The 18,857-nt window shown below is 60.6% G+C and carries 11 protein-coding genes; 5 read left to right on the top strand and 6 right to left on the bottom strand.

The genetic code is table 11. The annotated features are described in order from the left end of the window. Nucleotides 1-35 precede the first annotated feature (35 nt). A complete protein-coding gene (putA, locus tag WBB95_RS08020) occupies nucleotides 36-3,989 on the bottom strand; it encodes a trifunctional transcriptional regulator/proline dehydrogenase/L-glutamate gamma-semialdehyde dehydrogenase (RefSeq protein ID WP_424487083.1) in 3,954 nt (1,317 codons plus the stop codon). 460 nt (nucleotides 3,990-4,449) lie between these two features. Here putA and putP point away from each other — a divergent pair, with 460 nt between their 5' ends. Further along, on the top strand, nucleotides 4,450-5,934 hold the full coding sequence (gene putP / locus WBB95_RS08015; protein ID WP_424487082.1) for a sodium/proline symporter PutP: 1,485 nt from the start codon (nucleotides 4,450-4,452) through the stop codon (nucleotides 5,932-5,934). Nucleotides 5,935-6,013: 79 nt separating this feature from the next. On the opposite strand, the gene WBB95_RS08010 is transcribed toward putP, so the two are convergent. Beyond that, complete coding sequence (locus WBB95_RS08010) at nucleotides 6,014-6,502, bottom strand: DUF2165 family protein (protein WP_424487081.1); 489 nt, start codon at nucleotides 6,500-6,502, stop codon at nucleotides 6,014-6,016. A 189-nt stretch (nucleotides 6,503-6,691) separates the two neighbouring features. Between WBB95_RS08010 and WBB95_RS08005 the strand changes: the two genes are divergently transcribed. The 3 genes from WBB95_RS08005 (at nucleotide 6,692) to WBB95_RS07995 (ending at nucleotide 11,007) form a co-directional block, all read left to right on the top strand. After that, complete coding sequence (locus WBB95_RS08005) at nucleotides 6,692-8,728, top strand: type VI secretion system tip protein VgrG (protein WP_424487080.1); 2,037 nt, start codon at nucleotides 6,692-6,694, stop codon at nucleotides 8,726-8,728. A 153-nt stretch (nucleotides 8,729-8,881) separates the two neighbouring features. Beyond that, a complete protein-coding gene (locus WBB95_RS08000; protein WP_424487079.1) occupies nucleotides 8,882-9,730 on the top strand; it encodes a hypothetical protein in 849 nt (282 codons plus the stop codon). Nucleotides 9,731-10,281: 551 nt separating this feature from the next. Next, the gene (locus WBB95_RS07995) at nucleotides 10,282-11,007 is read left to right on the top strand and encodes a DUF4123 domain-containing protein (protein WP_424487084.1); all 726 of its coding nucleotides are present in this window, start codon (nucleotides 10,282-10,284) and stop codon (nucleotides 11,005-11,007) included. Here the strand turns inward: WBB95_RS07995 and WBB95_RS07990 are convergent. Further along, complete coding sequence (locus WBB95_RS07990; RefSeq protein ID WP_424487078.1) at nucleotides 10,993-12,270, bottom strand: O-acetylhomoserine aminocarboxypropyltransferase/cysteine synthase family protein; 1,278 nt, start codon at nucleotides 12,268-12,270, stop codon at nucleotides 10,993-10,995. The two genes, WBB95_RS07995 and WBB95_RS07990, sit on opposite strands and share 15 nt — an antisense overlap. A gap of 250 nt (nucleotides 12,271-12,520) precedes the next feature. Between WBB95_RS07990 and WBB95_RS07985 the strand changes: the two genes are divergently transcribed. After that, nucleotides 12,521-13,366 (top strand): 23S rRNA (adenine(2030)-N(6))-methyltransferase RlmJ, encoded by an 846-nt coding sequence (locus WBB95_RS07985; protein ID WP_424487077.1) that lies wholly within the window; start codon nucleotides 12,521-12,523, stop codon nucleotides 13,364-13,366. Nucleotides 13,367-13,491: 125 nt separating this feature from the next. Here the strand turns inward: WBB95_RS07985 and msrA are convergent, their stop codons facing one another. The 3 genes from msrA to aceF all read right to left on the bottom strand — a co-directional run bounded on the left by msrA (nucleotide 13,492) and on the right by aceF (nucleotide 18,857). Further along, entirely contained in the window at nucleotides 13,492-14,139 is a 648-nt protein-coding gene (gene msrA / locus WBB95_RS07980; RefSeq protein ID WP_424487076.1) for a peptide-methionine (S)-S-oxide reductase MsrA, read from the bottom strand. 72 nt (nucleotides 14,140-14,211) lie between these two features. After that, nucleotides 14,212-16,905, bottom strand: a complete 2,694-nt coding sequence (locus WBB95_RS07975) for a putative bifunctional diguanylate cyclase/phosphodiesterase (RefSeq protein WP_424487075.1) — start codon at nucleotides 16,903-16,905, stop codon at nucleotides 14,212-14,214. A 305-nt stretch (nucleotides 16,906-17,210) separates the two neighbouring features. Further along, complete coding sequence (gene aceF, locus WBB95_RS07970) at nucleotides 17,211-18,857, bottom strand: dihydrolipoyllysine-residue acetyltransferase (protein WP_424487074.1); 1,647 nt, start codon at nucleotides 18,855-18,857, stop codon at nucleotides 17,211-17,213.

The raw sequence follows: 18,857 nt of genomic DNA, 5'->3' as shown, positions 1-18,857 counted from the left end.
CCCCCCGCTCCCACATTTTGACCGCGCTTCGACCGTTAGCCGATGGTCATCAGGCTGGCGTTACCGCCCGCCGCTGCGGTGTTGACGCTCAACGCACGCTCGATCACCAGGCGCTCCAGCGCAATCGCTGTCTCACCCTGCGACAAACCATGCACGCCCACAATCGCCCCACCGCGCTGCGCCACTTGCTGGCACACCGCACGCAGTTGGTCGGAGTCGCCGTGATGCAGGACGGCGTCGAACAGCACGTCGTCCTTGGTCCAGTCGGCCACGCGCTTGATCTTCGCCTGAATGTCCTTCGGCAGGCGTGGGAACAAGGCCTTGGTCAGGTCAGTTTCCGGCCATACCGCCGAACCGCCAACGGCCAACACTGCCGCCAGTTGCGTGAGCAGGTCGCCTTCCACTTGCGCGAGAGACAGCACGTGCTCGCGGGGCAGGATGGCGTAGCTGTTGCGCTCGCCGGTCGGGCCGGCCAGTTGGCGGGTGATACCGCTTTGCGACTGCGCGGCGAACTGGCTGCACAGGGCGCTCAGTTCGCTGAACTTATTGCTCTCGGCCCAGGTTTTCAGCGCGGTCAGTGGCTGGCTCATGGCATCGCGCAGACGCACATCTGGCGCGGTCAATGCGTCGCCCTGCACGAAGGACTGTTCGATCGCATCCGTAGGACGGGTCGACAGCAGGCGGTACAGGTACAAAGGACCACCGGCTTTCGGGCCAGTGCCCGACAGGCCTTCGCCGCCGAACGGCTGCACGCCGACCACGGCACCCACAATGTTGCGGTTCACGTAGACGTTGCCGGCATTGACGTTGTCGATCACCTTGGCGATGGTCTCGTCGATGCGGGTGTGCACGCCCAGGGTCAGGCCGTAGCCCGACGCATTGATCTGCGCGATCAACTGGTCGATCTCTTTACGCTTGTAACGCACCACGTGCAGCACCGGGCCGAAGATCTCCCGTTGCAGTTCGTCGAAGCTTTCCAGCTCGATCAGGGTTGGCATCACGAAGGTGCCGCGCTTGACCTCTTCGCCGTCGGCGATTGCCACCTGGTAAACACTGCGACCTTTGTCGCGCATGGCCTGGATGTGTTTCTCGATGCCGGCCTTGGCTTCGGCGTCGATCACCGGGCCGATGTCCACCGACAGGCGCTCCGGGTTGCCCAGGCGGCATTCAGCCATGGCGCCCTTGAGCATTTCGATCACGCGGTCTGCCGAATCTTCCTGCAGGCACAGCACGCGCAGGGCCGAGCAGCGTTGGCCGGCACTGTCGAAGGCCGAGGACACCACGTCGAGCACCACTTGCTCGGTCAGCGCCGAAGAGTCGACGATCATTGCGTTCTGGCCACCGGTTTCGGCGATCAGCGGAATCGGGCGACCCTGGGCATCCAGACGGCCGGCGACGCTGCGCTGCAGCAGGCGCGCGACTTCGGTGGAACCGGTGAACATCACGCCTTTGACGCGATCATCACCCACCAGGCGCGCACCGACGCTTTCGCCTTGGCCCGGCAGCAGTTGCAGCACGCCTTCCGGAATACCGGCTTCCAGCAAAATGCGCACGGCTTGCGCCGCCACCAGCGGGGTTTGCTCGGCCGGCTTGGCCAGTACCGGGTTACCGGCGGCCAGTGCGGCGGCAACTTGACCGCTGAAAATGGCCAGCGGGAAGTTCCATGGGCTGATGCAGACCACCGGGCCCAGTGGGCGGTGGGCGTCGTTGGTGAAATCGTTGCGTGCCTGCACCGCGTAGTAACGCAGGAAGTCCACGGCTTCGCGCACTTCGGCGATGGCGTTGGCGAAGGTCTTGCCGGCTTCGCGGGCCAGCAGGCCCATCAGTGGCTGGATCTCGCCTTCCATCAAGTCGGCGGCGCGTTCCAGGATCGCGGCGCGTTCGGCGGGCGGGGTGGCCTGCCAGATCGGGCCAGCATTAATGGCGCACTGGATCGCATTGTCGACGTCTTCGACGGTGGCCTCTTGGACGTGGCCGACCACATCGCGCAGGTCAGACGGGTTCAGTACGGGCGCAGCGGCTTCATTGCTGGACGCGCAACCCAGCATCGGCGCGGCCTTCCAATTGTTGTGCGCACTGGCCAGCAAGGCGCAGGACAGCGACGCCAGGCGGTGTTCGTTGGCCAGGTCGATACCGGCCGAGTTGGCGCGGTCGCTGCCATACAGGTCTCGCGGCAAAGGGATACGCGGGTGTGGCAGGCCGAAGCCGCCTTCCAGCGTGGCCATTTGCTCGATGCTGGCCACTGGATCGGCCACCAGCTCCTGAATCGATATGGACTGGTCGGCAATGCGGTTGACGAACGAGGTGTTGGCGCCGTTTTCCAGCAGGCGACGCACCAGGTAAGCCAGCAGCGTTTCGTGGGTGCCGACCGGTGCGTACACGCGGCAAGGACGGTTCAGCTTGCCTTCGGAAACCTTGCCTACAACCTGCTCGTACAGTGGTTCGCCCATGCCGTGCAGGCACTGGAACTCGTACTGGCCGGGGTAATAGTTCTGACCGGCGATATGGTAAATCGCCGACAAGGTGTGGGCGTTGTGCGTGGCGAACTGCGGGTAGATGACTTCCGGCACCGACAGCAGTTTGCGTGCGCAAGCGATGTAGGAAACGTCGGTGTAGACCTTGCGGGTGTAGACCGGGTAACCCTCCAGGCCTTCGACCTGGGCGCGCTTGATTTCGCTGTCCCAGTACGCGCCTTTCACCAGGCGGATCATCAGGCGATGGCGGCTGCGGCGCGCCAGGTCGATCACGTAGTCGATCACATACGGGCAGCGCTTCTGGTAGGCCTGGATCACAAAACCGATGCCGTTCCAGCCGGTCAATTGCGGCTCGAAGCACAGGCGTTCGAGCAGGTCGAGCGACAGCTCCAGGCGGTCGGCTTCTTCGGCGTCGATGTTCAAGCCGATGTCGTATTGCTTGGCCAGCAGCGTCAGGGACAGCAGGCGCGGGTACAGCTCGTCCATCACACGCTCGTACTGCGCACGGCTGTAACGCGGGTGCAGTGCCGAGAGCTTGATGGAGATGCCCGGGCCTTCATAAATCCCACGTCCGTGTGAGGCTTTGCCGATGGAGTGAATGGCTTGTTCGTACGAGGCCAGGTACTTCTGGGCGTCGTGTTCGGTCAGCGCGGCTTCGCCGAGCATGTCGTAGGAATAGCGGAAGCCTTTGGCTTCGAACTTGCTCGCATTGGCCAAGGCTTCAGCGATGGTTTCGCCGGTGACGAACTGCTCGCCCATCAGGCGCATGGCCATGTCGACGCCCTTGCGGATCATCGGCTCGCCGCTCTTGCCGATGATGCGGCTCAGGGACGAGGTCAAGCCTGTCTCGTTATGCGTGGCAACCAGTTTGCCGGTCAGCAACAAGCCCCAGGTGGCAGCGTTGACGAACAGCGACGGGCTGTTGCCCAGGTGCGGCTGCCAGTTGCCGGTGCTGATCTTGTCGCGGATCAGCGCGTCACGGGTGCCTTTGTCCGGGATGCGCAGCAGCGCTTCGGCCAGGCACATCAGCGCTACGCCTTCCTGGGACGACAGGGAAAACTCCTGCAGCAGGCCCTGAACAATCCCGGCACGGCCGCCAGCACTCTTCTGGTTACGCAGTTTTTCGGCAATCGAGGCGGCCAGCTTGTTAGTGGCTTCGGCCATTTGCTGCGGCAGGCGCGCCTGTTCGATCAGCATCGGCACCACTTCCGGCTCCGGGCGACGGTAGGCAGCGGTGATCGAGGCGCGCAGTACCGATTGCGGCAGGATGCTCTCGGCGAACTCCAGGAAGCACTGGTGGGCGTGGTCATTCTGGACCTCGCCGGCGTCTTCAGCGTCCTTGGTGCTCAAGCCATTGAGCTCGGTCAGGGTTGCCCCCCCCTCCAGTTTCTCCAGGTAATTGAAAATCGCCTGCTTGATCAGCCAGTGCGGCGTGCGATCAATGGAGGTCGCGGCCGCTTTGAGGCGTTCGCGGGTCGGGTCGTCGAGTTTGACCCCAAGGGTGGTCGTTGCCATCTTTTTATCCTCATGGGTGCCACTACCGAGTGGCATCTGCTGGCGGCAAGATTAGCTTTGCGCATGAAGAGGTGCAACCGGGTGCAACCCTTTTTATCCATGATTTTTTTGATGCTGATCGGACGAATTGATTAGCTCGGCCGAATCGGCTGCATAACGGTGCAATTAGTTCTGAAACCGGCTGCGCTTGCTCCGAAAAGGAGCAAGAAAGAGGTGTTTTTGGCAAAATACATTCAGGTGCAACTTATTCTCAAGAAACTGGTTGCACCTTATTTGCATTGTTGAATAGCATTCGCGCCCAAGGTGCAACCACCTCAACGGTTCGGTTCATCGGCTGGCGGCTTTCCTGGGGAAACGCCAGTCATAAATGCGCGGCACGCAGTTTCGTCTACCCGGTTATTCACGGGTGGCCGTCTGACAGACCGCCGCTACATAAAAACAAAGCCAGGGCGTCACTCTTATGAGCGTTAGTAATCCAACCTTGATCACCTTTGTGATCTACATCGCGGCAATGGTGCTGATCGGCTTAATGGCCTATCGCTCCACCAACAACCTTTCCGATTACATCCTCGGCGGCCGCAGCCTCGGCAGCGTCGTCACGGCGTTGTCGGCTGGCGCTTCGGACATGAGCGGCTGGTTGCTGATGGGGTTGCCGGGTGCGATCTACATGTCGGGCCTGTCGGAAAGCTGGATCGCCATCGGCCTGATCGTCGGCGCCTACCTGAACTGGTTGTTCGTGGCCGGCCGCCTGCGGGTGCAGACCGAGCACAATGGCGACGCCCTGACGCTGCCGGATTACTTCTCCAGCCGTTTTGAAGACAAGAGCGGCCTGCTGCGGATCATCTCTGCGGTGGTGATCCTGGTGTTCTTCACCATCTATTGCGCCTCCGGCATCGTCGCCGGTGCCCGCTTGTTTGAAAGCACCTTCGGCATGTCCTACGAGACTGCGCTGTGGGCCGGTGCCGCAGCGACGATTGCCTACACCTTTGTCGGTGGTTTCCTGGCCGTCAGCTGGACCGATACCGTACAAGCCACGCTGATGATTTTCGCGTTGATCCTCACGCCGATCATCGTGCTGCTGGCCACCGGCGGTGTCGATACCACCTTCCTGGCGATCGAAGCCAAGAACCCTGACAACTTCAACATGCTCAAAAACACCACCTTCATCGGCATCATTTCGCTGATGGGCTGGGGCCTGGGTTACTTCGGCCAGCCGCACATCCTCGCGCGTTTCATGGCGGCGGATTCGGTCAAGTCGATCGCCAAGGCGCGCCGCATTTCCATGACCTGGATGATCCTGTGCCTGGGCGGCACCGTGGCCGTAGGCTTCTTCGGTATTGCGTACTTCTCGGCGCACCCGGAAGTGGCGGGCCCGGTCAACGAGAACCACGAGCGTGTGTTCATCGAATTGGCCAAGCTGCTGTTCAACCCGTGGATTGCGGGCGTGCTGCTGTCGGCCATTCTGGCGGCTGTCATGAGCACCCTGAGCTGTCAGTTGCTGGTGTGCTCCAGTGCCTTGACCGAAGACTTCTACAAAACCTTCCTGCGCAAGAACGCCTCCCAGGTTGAACTGGTGTGGGTCGGCCGCGCCATGGTGCTGCTGGTTGCCCTGATTGCCATCGCCATGGCCGCCAACCCGAATAACCGCGTGTTGGGCCTGGTGAGCTACGCCTGGGCCGGTTTCGGCGCTGCGTTTGGTCCAGTGGTGCTGATCTCGGTGATCTGGAAACACATGACCCGCGACGGCGCACTGGCCGGCATTCTGGTCGGCGCGATCACCGTGATCGTGTGGAAGCATTTCGAGTTGCTGGGTTTGTACGAAATCATCCCTGGCTTCATTTTCGCCAGCCTGGCGATCTACTTCGTCAGCAAGCTGGGTGCGCCGACGGCAGGTATGGTCGAGCGTTTTGATGCGGCGGAAAAAGACTACAACCTCAACAAGTAATTCTTCGGGCGCTGAGCGCTCGTTGAGTTAAAGAAAAGGCCCGCGTCCTACGGATGGCGGGCCTTTTTTTATGGCTGATTCAATCTGAATCCGGCTGGTTGAGAAAAATGAGTACACCCACAATCGCCATGTAGAACTTGAACGCCGCATCCTGACCGTTCCACTGATGGGATTGCCACATCAGGAACCATTCGCCGCCGACCACCATAAAGCCAAAAAACCAGACCACGAAGCCGAGGGCCAAGCCGCTGGTTGCGCAGGATTTTGCGCGGTTGAATTCGGCGCCTGTCGTGTGTCGGCTGCGCCACAGCAAGCGTGCGCCCAAGGCCAGCAACAGTGCAGTCAGCGCTTCGCCGAAAATGATCAGCACGTAGGCGCCGTGCCACAACCAGGGTGTGGTGATGGAGCGATACATGGCGGCGTTATCGGGAAACGTGGTGTCCATGCTCAACACGTGTTTGACGAAGGCGAAGTTGGAGCCGTAGTCAATGATGTTGTTGAACGCGACCATGGTCGCGAAGGCTGCAAGGGCGAGGGTCAGGACGATTTTTGCGTAGCGGCTGGCCATGCTTTTTTCCAGTGGTTCGGCGAGGAAAGGAGCAATGACGCTAGCACGGCAACGAGGTGTTCTCGACGTCGGACACATGAAGAATTCGGCGCTCATGATGTAGGAGCTTACTGATTTGCGCGTGGTGCGCTCAGGTCGGCAAAAAGCTGGTGCAGAATCGTCCGCCTACTCCTCGCAGAGAAACACCGGATGTTCGCTCCTGCCAATCAAAGTGCCTTCACCCTGACCCTCGATGGGGAGCCCAGTGAACTCAAGGTGTTCGAGTTCAAAGGCACCGAAGCCATCAGCCGGCCCTATTGTTTTGACCTTGAGTTGGTCAGCGAACAGCCCGATCTCGACCTCGAGGGTTTGCTGCATCGCCAGGTCTACCTGGGCTTCAACGAGCAGGGCCATGGCGTGCATGGCCTGGTTTATCGCGTGGCGCAGGGCGACTCCGGGCGGCGCCTCACGCGCTATCAGATCAGCGTGGTGCCCCAGCTGGCGTATCTCGCGCACAGCAGCCATCAACGCATCTTCCAGCACAAGACGGTGCCGCAGATTGTCGCGCAGGTGCTGGTGGGGCAGGGGATCCAAAGCAACCGGTTCGAATTTCGCCTGAGCGGCACCTACCCTGTTCGGGAGTACTGCGTACAGTTTGGTGAGACGGACTTGGCGTTCATTCAGCGGCTGTGCGCCGAGTTGGGTATCCACTACCACTTCCAGCATTCCCCCGAAGACCATTTGCTGGTGTTTGGCGATGACCAGACGGTGTTCGTTCAAAACGACCAGCCCACTCCTTACACCCCCGGTTCCGGGATGGTGGCCGATACGCCGGCGATCAAGCGTTTTAGCGTGCAATTGCAAACCCGCACCACCGCGGTGAGCCTGCGCGACTACGATTTCCGCACGCCTCGCCTGGCGCTGGAAAGCGCAGCGGCTGGCGAGCAGCTTCCCAGCCTCGAGCAGCAGGGTTACTCCGGCCGATTCAGTGACCGACCCCATGGCAAATACCTCGCGCAGCGCGGCTTGGAGCGCCATCGCAGTGACTACAGAATCGCCCAGGGCAAGGGCGACGAGCCTGCCTTGGTCAGCGGCCGTTTCCTCAAGTTGAGCGGGCATTCCCGTGAGGACTGGAATGATTTATGGCTGGTGACGCAAGTCACCCACGAAGGCAAGCAGCCTCAAGTGCTGGAGGAGGCTGTTACCGACGTATCCGGCGGGGATTTTCGTCAGGGCTATCGCAACGAATTTATCGCCGCGCCGTGGGACGTGATCTTTCGGCCGCCATTGCCTGAACAGCCACGCCCGACGATTTCGGGCTATCAGAATGCAGTCGTCACCGGGCCTGCCGACAGTGAAATTCATTGCGACGAATACGGCCGGGTCAGGGTGCAACTGGCCTGGGACCGCGCCGGCAAGCACAACGACCATTCCAGTTGCTGGCTGCGTGTCGCCAGCGCCTGGGCCCATGACCGTTACGGTTCGGTGCTGATTCCACGGGTAGGCATGGAAGTGCTGGTGGGCTTCGTCAACGGCGACCTCGACATGCCGCTGGTGATGGGCTGCCTGCCTAACGCGGCGACACCACTGCCCCTCGACCTGCCGGCGGACAAAACCCGCAGCATTTTCCGCAGCCAGAGCAGCCCGGGCGGTGGCGGTTACAACGAACTGCGCATCGAAGACCGCAAGGGCGCTGAAGAAATCTACCTGCGCGCCCAGCGCGATTGGACCCAGCATGTGCTGAATGACCAGCAGGTGCAGGTTGATAACCAGCGGCGGGTGAGGGTGGGCGGCGAGTCGCACCATGAGTTGCAAGGCGAAGAGCAGCGCATCACCCACGGCAACCGCCTGACGGAACTCAAGCAGGACGATCACCTGGTGGTCGGCGGTTCCCAGCAAATGCGCGCCGGTCGGACAATTCAGATAGGTGCGGGGCAAAGCGTCGTGATCGATGCGGGGGCCAGCGTGACGATTCAGGCGGGTGGGCAGTCGATCACGATTTCGGCGGGCGGGATTTTCAGCAGTGTGCCGATTCAGCTCGGCGGTGCGCCTGCCTCACCTGCACCGCCGTTGATACCCGGGGTGAAGGAAAAATTGCTGGCAGTTATCCCCGCCCCACTGAGTCGTGTACAGGTCGCCAGCCTGAAACGCAGCGCGCCGTTTTGCGAAGAATGTGAGCGCTGCAAAAATGGTCAGTGTGATGTCACGCAACACGGCAGCAAGGGGGGCGGGAGCCACTGCTGGTAGAACCTCAGGCGTCGAGCCGGGGTTTCATATCGTTCGGAGTGCGATGTCCAGGGATGCGTTGGAAAGTATCTATTCGAATCGCCCAGCGCCATCGTACTGGAGCGTTTTCGCAATCTGAATCCGCAACTCACTCAGTACGCCAGGCCAGGGCAAATGCTTGTCCTAAGCGATCCGCTCAATAGCCAATGCACCCGCGAGGAGGCACTGCTGATGGAGGCGGCACAGGAGGTGAACAGAGCGCTGACGCCGATGAGTGACGACGAGGCGGCGTTTATGGTGGAGCACCATGAGGTGATTCGGAGGTTTTTGGCGGAGGGTTCAACGGCGGTGGGGATTGGGTCGACGATGGTGGGTAAACACTTGGGGGATACTGAAAAAACCCTTAAACGCCTTGAGGCGCTTCATGTGGAAACGTTCCAAAAAAGCGGCAAGCTGCAAGGCGCTGAGTTCTTCGCTGAGCGAAAAATGTTGTTGAGCCAATTGGATAACGGTCTCGGACCTCTGGTGCGTACAGGTGTTGGTATTCCCGATCATCCGAAGCTGAAAAGTGCGATGGGGATCTCCAGTCGCAGCCTTGTCCATCATTGGAAAAAAGCGGGCGTTTCAGGAGGAATTCCCGGATATGCGACGCACATACAGGGTGTGGGACGGGCGAGCCAATACATGAAGGTTGGTGGTTTTGTCGGCATCGGGTTAGGGGCATCGGCGTCAGCGTTGAAGGTGAAGGAAACGTGCCGCGCTGGAACAGCTGAACAGTGTAAAAAAGTTAAATTCACGGAAGGCGGGAGGTTCACGGGGGGGGTCGTTGGCGGCGCGGTGGGAGGTGCTGTAGGTGTCGCAAGCGCCGGATTTGTTTGTGCTGCTATTGGGGTTGGCACCTTGGGTGGCGGAGGGCTTATTTGCGGTATTGTAGTTGTTGGTGCCGCCACGGCAAGTGTAAGTACATTGTCTGGCAATAGAGGCGAAAAATTAGGCGAAAAAATTTATGAGGTTGTACATTGATATATGAGTGGTTGTGGCATGTTTGATTTTGTTACCTCGATTTTATCTTTTGAAGGTGCAGGAATAATTTACCAAAACTTAATGTTTGCGTGTTTTGTGTTGTGTTTGATTAGTGCTGCATGGGCTCTGTATCTATCTTATTTTAAGATCGAAACAATACGGGAAAATTTGAAGCGTAGTTGGTATGTTATAAGTTCGGATGGACGTATTGGTTGGGATCCTATAAGTAGATCATGGGCGATAAGGGATGTGATCGGTGCGTTCGCCTTTCCCGTACATTCCATAAAGCACGGGCGCCTTAGTGCTGAGGACTACGCTGAGTTTCCGAAGATGCTCAAAATTAGTTTGAGAAGTATTGGTGTCTGTTTAGTGGCCTCCGTCCTGGGTATTTTTATCTTGCTTGTCATAGGGGAACTTGTGGGGTGGGAGGAGGTTGACTGGTTTTAGAGTGGGCGAGACTTTTCAAAATGTGATTCTTGGCGCTTTTTTTGGCGGCAATTATTTTAAAAAGCGAATCATTGCTTGCGTCCTCCTTTGATTGGATATATCTAATGCCGAATCAATTTTTACCAAAAACCTGGTTAACCCACTGTACCCTTCAGGCGACTGAGATTGCCTTCGTCATTCTCAGTAACGCCAGCGACGCAAAGCCGGTAGACGCTTGGCGAAAAATGGCAGCCGGCCTGCCGCCCCAACCCATCTGGGCAGGCACAGCCTACGCGGAGTGGGCTGACGTAATGCCCTATGTCGCAATCATCGAACCCGACAGCCCCTTCCTCGATTGGATTGCAGCCACCGAATCAACAGACTGGGGTTGGCTGGCGGTGTCGTCGAGCCCGTTGGAAGTCGTAATTGCGCACCTGCAAAGCTTGACCAAGGTGTACTTGCCCGATGGCCAGGAAGTATTTTTGCGCTTCTGGGATGGCACTCAGTTTCTGCCAATGTTGCAAAAGCTGGGCGACGACGCGGGAGAGCTATTGCCAGTGTTCCAGCGTTATCTGATCAATGGCGAGCCAGTGGCAGTGGCGACTGGCGCAGTCAGGGCGGCTAAAAACAGCCCGTGGTGGCGAGTCCCGGCACCTTTATTGGAGCACCTGGCGGCGCAATCACCGCAAACCCTGATCGACAACCTGCTGCAATGGCTTGAGGAGCAGCGCCCAGACTTATACACAGCCTTCACCCCAACGACCTTGCAACACAAGGTCGCTTACTTCGCGCGCCTTCCGGCCGTCAGCCATGAGGCGCTGGCCGACTACCTCGCCTTAGAGCTGAGTTGAGCCCAATGCCTGCTGCAAATCTTCGATGAGGTCTTCGATCGCCTCGATGCCTACCGACAGGCGAATCATCTCGGGCTTCACGCCGGCCTTGGCCTGTTCCTGCTCGTTCATTTGCCGATGGGTGGTGGAGGCGGGGTGGCAGGCCAGGGATTTGGCGTCACCTATGTTCACCAGGCGCTTGAAGATTTGCAGCGCGTCGTAGAAGCGCACACCGGCTTCATAGCCGCCCTTCAAGCCAAAGGACAGGATGGCTGAAGGTTTGCCCTGCATGTATTTCTGCGCCAATGCGTGGTGTGGATGATCGGGCAGGCCGGCGTAGCTGACCCACTCGACGTCGGCATGCCCTTGCAGGAACTGCGCGATCTTCAGGGCGTTTTCGGTGTGGCGCTCCATGCGCAGCGCCAGGGTTTCCAGGCCTTGCAGCAGCAGGAACGCATTCATCGGCGCCAGCGCTGCGCCGGTGTTGCGCAATGGCACGGTACGGGCGCGGGCGATGAAGGCGGCGGGGCCGAATTTTTCGGTGTAGACCACCCCGTGATAGGCCGGTTCGGGCTGGTTAAGGCCAGGGAATTTTTCCGGGTAGTCGGCCCAGGCAAAGGTACCGCTGTCGACGATCACGCCACCGAGGGAGTTGCCGTGGCCGCCGACGTATTTGGTCACCGAATGCACCACGATGTCGGCGCCGAAGCGGATCGGCTTGCACAGGATCGGCGTGGCCACGGTGTTGTCGACCACCAGCGGCACGCCGCGTGCGTGGGCGACGTCGGCCAGTGCTTCGATGTCGATGATATTGCCCGCCGGGTTGCCGATGCTTTCGCAGTACACCAGCTTGGTGTTGTCATCGATCAGCTCGGCGATGGCGTCGGCAGAGTCGTCGCGGGCGAAGCGCACGTCCACGCCAAAGCTTGGCAGCAGGTGGGCAAACAGGGTGTAAGTGCCGCCATAGAGTTGCGGGGTGGTGACGATGTTGTCACCGGCGCGGGTCAGGGTCTGGATTGCATAGTGGATCGCCGCGCTGCCAGCCGAGACGGCCAGGGCCGCGATGCCGCCTTCGAGGGCGGCCATGCGCTGCTCCAGCACGTCGTTGGTAGGGTTCATGATTCGGGTGTAGATATTGCCGGGCACGTCCAGGTTGAACAGGTCGGCGCCGTGTTGCGCGTTATCGAATTCGAAGGCGACGTTCTGGTAGATCGGCACGGCGACCGCCTTGGTGGTCGGGTCCGACTTGAAGCCGTGGTGCAGGGCGATGGTGGCGTCTTTCATAATGATAATTGACCTCCTTGGATTTCATGGGCGCTCCCGGGCACTGTGGAAGCTGGCTTGCCTGCGATAGCGTCACCGCGTGTATGGGTAATACCGCGTCGCCTGCATCGCGGGCAAGCCCGCTCCCACAGGGGGAATTAGACTGTTTTGCGGGGTATGCCAATGTTTACGGCATAAGGCCTACCCGACACGCAGCCCTGCACCTTTGTGCGTGTAGAAGGTAAACTTCGCCCCCTGCGCAGGAGCAACCATGAATTATCGTCACGCCTTTCACGCCGGCAACCACGCCGATGTCTTCAAACACCTGACCTTGACCCGCCTCATCGCCCTGATGTCGCGCAAGGAGCAGCCGTTCGCCTACCTCGACACTCACGCGGGCATCGGGCTCTACGACTTGCAGGGCGACCAGGCCAACCGCACCGGTGAATACCTGGAAGGCATCGCCCGGCTGTGGGGGGCGAGCGACTTGCCGCCGCTGACCGCCGACTACATGCGCGTGCTGCACGAGATGAACCCGGATGGCCAGTTGCGCTACTACCCCGGCTCGCCGGAGCTGGCGCGACGCCTGACGCGGCCACAGGATCGCGTATTGCTCAATGAGAAGCACCCGGAAGACGGCGTGCTGCTCAAGGACAACATGAAGGGTGATCGTCGGGTCAAAGTGCACCTGGGCGAAGGCTGGCATGTGCCTCGTGCCTTGCTGCCGGTGCCGGAAAAACGCGCGTTGATGCTGATCGACCCGCCGTTTGAACAGCTCGACGAGATGCAGCGCTGCGCGGCGTCTCTTAAGGAAGCGATCAGCCGCATGCGCCAGACCGTCGCGGCGATCTGGTACCCGGTGAAGGACCAGCGCATGTTGCGCCGCTTCTACCAGGACTTGGCGGGCACGGGTGCGCCGAAGTTACTGCGGGTGGAATTGCTGGTGCATCCGCTGGACACACCCAACACCCTGACCGGCTCGGGCCTGGCGATCGCCAACCCGCCGTGGGGTTTGGAAGAGGAATTGCGTGAGCTGCTGCCGTGGCTGTCCAAGAAGCTGGGCCAGACCCAGGGCGGGTGGCAGATGGATTGGTTGATTGCTGAAGCTGGATCTTAAGCCAAACACACAAACAAGTGTGGGAGCGGGCTTGCTCGCGAAAACGCAGTATCAGTTAACAGATAGGTCGACTGATTCACCGCATTCGCGAGCAAGCCCGCTCCCACATTTGAACTGCGCAAGTCTTAGATCGGGCAAGTCACGCCGGTGCCGCCGATCCCGCAATAGCCCTGCGGATTCTTCGCCAGGTACTGCTGGTGATACGTCTCGGCGAAGTACACCGTTGGCGCTTCTTCGATTTCCGTGGTGATCGTACCCAGGCCAGCCTTGCTCAATTCACCTTGATACGCCTCGGCACTGGCCTGCGCCGCCGCCAGCTGTTCCGGCGTGGTGGCGTAGATCACCGAGCGGTATTGGCTGCCAATGTCGTTGCCTTGGCGCATGCCCTGGGTCGGGTTGTGCAGTTCCCAGAACATCTTCAACAAGTCTTCGTATTTCACTTTGGCCTGGTCATACACCACCAGCACGACTTCGCTGTGGCCGGTCAGGCCCGAGCAGACTTCTTCGTACGTGGGGTTCGGCGTGTAGCCGCCGGCGTAGCCGACCACGGTGCTGACCACGCCGTCGCGTTGCCAGAATTTACGCTCCGCGCCCCAGAAACAACCAAGGCCGAAAATCGCAAAGCCGACGTCGTCGAGAAACGGGCCCAGCAGCGGGTTGCCGTTGACGAAATGCGTCTCCGGCAGCGCCATCGGGGTTTCACGGCCAGGCAAAGCTTGTTCTTGAGTGGGCAGCACGTTTTTGTTCACCAGAATTTCCGAGCGCAAGACCATGATCAGTCCTCTCGTCAGGTTGAGTAACAGTAAAAAGTCAGACCGCCAGTGTGCCCGAGTGTTACAGCGCTGTCAGGCGATTGGCCCGCGCGGGTAGCGTTTGAGCTTCTCCAACAGCTCTGCGCCGGGGATCGGCCGGTCGAACAGGTAGCCCTGGCCCACATCGCAGCGATGCCGGCGCAGGAACGCCAGCTGTTCGGCCGTCTCGATGCCTTCGGCCACCACCTTGAGCTTGAGGTTGTGGGCCATGGCGATCACCGCCGAGGTGATTTCCATGTCGTCCTGGTTGTCCGGGATTTCGTGGATAAAACTGCGATCGATCTTGATGATGTCGATGGGGAATTTTTTCAGGTAGCTCAGCGACGAGTAACCGGTGCCGAAGTCGTCCATGGCCAGGGTCAAACCGAAGCTTTTCAGCTGGTCCAGTTGCAGGCGCGTGTCTTCCGTGGCTTCCAGCAGCAGGCCTTCGGTCAGCTCCAGCTCCAGCAGGTTGGCGGGCAGCTGTTCTTCCTTGAGGATGGTGGCGATCGAGGCCACGAGGTCCGGGTCGGAGAACTGTTTGGGCGACAGGTTGATCGCCACCTGCAGGTTGCCCATGCCCGCGGCAGTCAGTTGCCGACTCATGCGGCAGGCCTGGCGCGCGATCCATTTGCCGATGGGAATGATCAGCCCGGTCTCTTCAGCCACGCTGATGAACTGGTCGGGACGGATCATGCCCTTTTCCGGGTGGTTCCAGCGCAGCAGCGCTTCCATGCCCAACAAGCGGCCGCTGCGCAGGCACAGCTTGGGCTGGTAGAACACGTCCAGCTCGTTCTGGGTCAGGGCGCGGCGCAGGTTGTTTTCCACGAACAGCTTGTAACTGGCCTCGGCGTTCAGCGCTTCGGTGAACACCTGCACCTGGTGTTTGCCATTGGCCTTGGCCTTGTGCAGGGCCAGGCCAGCGTTGCGCATCAGAGTTTGCGGGTCACGGCCGTGCAACGGTGCGCAGGCCAGGCCCACGGAGCCGGTGACGCTGATCAACTGGTTGTCGACGAACATCGGTTTGTCGAGCGTGGCCAGCAGTTGGCTGGCGACTTGCTGGCCGGTCTCCAGGTCAGTGTCATCGAGCAACACCGCAAATTCGTTACTGGCAAAGCGCGCCAGGCTGCCGCCGGCACTCAGGCTGTTGCGCAGGCGTCGGGCCAGACTGATCAGCAGTTTGTCGCCGGTCTGGTGGCCGAGGCTGTCGTTGATGCGCTTGAAGTTGTCGATGTCCACCAGCAACAGGCTGATTGGGCTGTCGCTGTCGCGGGCGAAGCGTTCATCGAGGTTGCGGATAAACGCCGGGCGGTTACCCAGGTTGGTCAGGTTGTCGGTGTAGGCCAGGCGCTCGATGCGTTGCTGCGCGAGCTTGTTCTGGGTGATGTCTTCGTAGATGCCGATGTAGTGGGTCAACTCGCGGTTGTCACCATACACCTTGGAAATCGACAACTGGCCCCAGTAGGGTTCGAGGTTCTTGCGCCGGCTCTTGAACTCACCTTGCCAGCTGTTGCTTTTGGCCAGGCTCGACGGTGCGTCGAACAGCAGCTCGCTGAGGTTTTCCAGGGCCGGCAGTTGCGCCAGGCGATGGCCGTGGACTTCCTCGGCGCTGTATTGAGTGATGGCGGTGAAACTCGGGTTGACGTATTCCACCACGCCGTCGCAATTGACCAGCAGAAAGGCGTTGGCGCTTTGCTCCACGGCCCGCTGGAACAGGTGCAGGGCGCTGGTGGCGGTGCGGCGGTTGTGGTTGTTGATGACTTGCGCGAATTGGTCCGCCAGCTCGCCGGCGAAGGCGATTTCATCCGACTGCCAGGCGCGCGAGCTGCCACTTTGCTCCAGGCACAGCACCCCGACGACCTGGCCGTCCACGCGGATGCTGGCGTCGAGCATCGCGTGAACGTCCTTGGCGCGCAGGCTCTCGGCCATTTCCCGGGTGCGTGGGTCACGCAGCGCATGGGTGGCGTCGATGGCGCGGCTCGAATGCAGGGCTTCCAGGTAGTCGGGGAAGCTGCTGGCGTCGATGGCTTCGGGCAGATGGTGCTGTTGGTCGTCGCGGTGGTATGCCGAGATCGGCACCAGGCGCTGGCCTTCGAGGTTCCAGATGCTGGCGCAGTCGATCTGGTAGATGTCACAGGCGCTGCGGGTGATCAGCTCGGCGGCTTCTTGCAGCGAATTGGGCGTGGTGTAGCGCTGGCGTGCCAGCAACAGGATCAGTTCCTGTTGCGCGCGCACCCGTTCCAGGTGCTGCAGCTGTTCCTGTTGGGCGCGTTGGTTGAGCTCCAGGGCGATCTGCAGGCGGCTGTTCTGGCTTTCCAGGTCGGCGGTCGGGGCGGCGGTGGGGATTTCGCTGAACAGCCCGTCGACCACCATCAGGTAACCGCGCAGCAGGTGACGATTGTGTTGTTTGTAGGCCTCGCCCATTTCCAGCAGGCTCAGCGGGCCATCATTGGTGTGCAGGGTGTAGCGCACCAGGTAATGCGGGCTCTGGGTCAGTTGCAGCTGGATCGCGTCATGCAACTGGTAGCGTGCCTGGGGTTCCATCAGGCTGGCGTAGGGCGTGCCGAGCAGGGCACACAGCTCGACCGCCGGCAGGCCGAATTGGCGCTCGCAGTTGGGGTCGAGGTACAGCAGGGACCAGCTCGCCTCATTAAGCCGCTCGAAACGCAGCATACCGAGGCGCGAGGGCACCGGTAACTGCGTCACTACCTCGGCCGCCATTCGGGCGACATCGGGCTGGCTTTTCATGGGGGAAACTCGCTTGGGAAGATGCGCACGGCGCCGGGCTCACGCCCTCTTTACTGTCGCCTGCGGCAAGGTTGCATCATGCAGCCCGCAGTGACAAGAGAGGATGAAGGCTAAGTGCTATAAGGCAGTTATCGGCCGGGCGGTGGATTTCTGCAGTCGGGGTGATCGGTGGTGTACACGTCCGTTCACAGTGACCAAAAAAAGTCCAAAAAAAGCCCCGCCAAGTGGCGGGGTTGAGGTACGAGCGTGGCGCTCGGAAATCGGTGCGGCCAGGCCTCCCCGGTGATAGGGAGGCCCGTTGTGGCTTACAGCAGGATGGTGCGGATGTCGTTCAGCAACTGGCTCAGGCGCTGAGTGAAGCGAGCAGCAGCGGCGCCGTTGATCACGCGGTGATCGTAGGACAACGACAGCGGCAGCATCAGCTTCGGCTGGAACGCTTTACCGTCCCACACAGGCTGGATAGTGGCCTTGGAAACACCCAGGATCGCCACTTCCGGCGCGTTGACGATTGGCGTGAAGCCAGTACCGCCAATGTGACCGAGGCTGGAGATGGTGAAGCAAGCGCCTTGCATGTCGTCTGCGGTGAGCTTCTTGTCGCGGGCCTTGGCAGCCAGCGCAGCCGCTTCGGCAGCGAGTTGCAGCAGGCTCTTCTGGTCGACGTTCTTGATGACCGGTACCAGCAGGCCGTCAGGGGTGTCGACCGCAAAGCCGATGTTCACGTACTTCTTGCGGATGATCGCTTTGCCGCTTGGTGCCAGCGAACTGTTGAAGTCCGGCAGCTCCTTGAGCAGGTGCGCGCAGGCCTTGAGCAGCAACGGCAGCACGGTCAGTTTCACGCCAGCCTTCTCGGCCACGGCTTTCTGCGCAACGCGGAAAGCTTCCAGGTCGGTGATGTCGGCCTGGTCGAACTGAGTCACGTGCGGGATGTTAAGCCAGCTGCGGTGCAGGCTCGACGCGCCGATTTGCATCAGGCGGGTCATCGGCACTTCTTCGGTTTCGCCGAAGCGGCTGAAGTCCACGACCGGGATCGGCGGAATGCCCGAACCACCGGTAGCAGCGCCGGCAGCCGGAGCTTCCTTGGCCTTCTGCATCATGGATTTGACGTAAACCTGCACGTCTTCCTTCAACACGCGACCGTGTGGGCCCGTGGCCGACACAGCGTTCAGCTCAACGCCGAACTCACGGGCCAGCTGACGTACGGCTGGGCCGGCGTGAACCTTGGCACCGCTTGGCGCAGGCGCAGCAGCCGGGGCCGGTGCGGCCTCGGCTTTGGCAGCAGGTGCCGGGGCAGCAGCAGCCGGAGCCGCTTCAGCTTTGGCAGCCGGTGCAGCAGCGGCTGGAGCCGGTGCCGCAGCAGGCGCAGCGCCTTGTACTTTCAGCTTGAGGATGAAGTCGCCAGTGCCGACTTCGTCTTCCAGCTTGACCGCGATGCTTTCCACCACGCCGGCAGCCGGCGAAGGGATTTCCATGGAGGCCTTGTCGGACTCCAGAGTGATCAGCGACTGGTCGGCTTCGACGGTATCGCCGACTTTAACCAGCAGCTCAATGATCTTGGCCTTGCCCGACGAACCGATGTCCGGAACATGAATGTCCTGGACGGTAGCAGCGGCAGGTGCAGCAGCCGGGGCTGGAGCAGCCTCGGCAGCAGCTGGCTTTTCAGCAGCAGGCGCTGGCGCAGCAGCGGCAGCCGGGGCCGCCGCAGGGGCCGCATCAGCGGCACCTTCGATTTCCAGTTCCAGCAGTTCGTCGCCTTCTTTCAGGCGGTCGCCCAGCTTCACTTTCAGGCTCTTGACCACACCGGCCTTGGGAGCAGGGATTTCCATGCTCGCCTTGTCCGATTCGAGGGTCAGGATGCTCTGGTCGGCTTCGACAGTGTCGCCGACCTTCACAAACAGCTCGATTACTTCACCTTCACCGCTGCCGATGTCAGGTACGCGAATGAGTTCGCTCAC

Source organism: Pseudomonas sp., assembly GCF_049645325.1.
GTDB lineage: Bacteria > Pseudomonadota > Gammaproteobacteria > Pseudomonadales > Pseudomonadaceae > Aquipseudomonas.
This window is presented reverse-complemented; position numbering and strand designations above follow the sequence as displayed.

What these genes read in the sequence shown, in the direction of transcription:
- msrA (WP_424487076.1), bottom strand. Translation starts at nt 14,139, where the DNA reads ATGGTCTTGCGCTCGGAAATTCTGGTGAACAAAAACGTGCTGCCCACT.
- putP (WP_424487082.1), top strand. Translation starts at nt 4,450, where the DNA reads ATGAGCGTTAGTAATCCAACCTTGATCACCTTTGTGATCTACATCGCG.
- putA (WP_424487083.1), bottom strand. Translation starts at nt 3,989, where the DNA reads ATGGCAACGACCACCCTTGGGGTCAAACTCGACGACCCGACCCGCGAA.
- WBB95_RS08010 (WP_424487081.1), bottom strand. Translation starts at nt 6,502, where the DNA reads ATGGCCAGCCGCTACGCAAAAATCGTCCTGACCCTCGCCCTTGCAGCC.
- WBB95_RS07985 (WP_424487077.1), top strand. Translation starts at nt 12,521, where the DNA reads ATGAATTATCGTCACGCCTTTCACGCCGGCAACCACGCCGATGTCTTC.
- WBB95_RS07995 (WP_424487084.1), top strand. Translation starts at nt 10,282, where the DNA reads ATGCCGAATCAATTTTTACCAAAAACCTGGTTAACCCACTGTACCCTT.
- WBB95_RS08000 (WP_424487079.1), top strand. Translation starts at nt 8,882, where the DNA reads ATGCTTGTCCTAAGCGATCCGCTCAATAGCCAATGCACCCGCGAGGAG.
- WBB95_RS08005 (WP_424487080.1), top strand. Translation starts at nt 6,692, where the DNA reads ATGTTCGCTCCTGCCAATCAAAGTGCCTTCACCCTGACCCTCGATGGG.
- WBB95_RS07990 (WP_424487078.1), bottom strand. Translation starts at nt 12,270, where the DNA reads ATGAAAGACGCCACCATCGCCCTGCACCACGGCTTCAAGTCGGACCCG.
- WBB95_RS07975 (WP_424487075.1), bottom strand. Translation starts at nt 16,905, where the DNA reads ATGAAAAGCCAGCCCGATGTCGCCCGAATGGCGGCCGAGGTAGTGACG.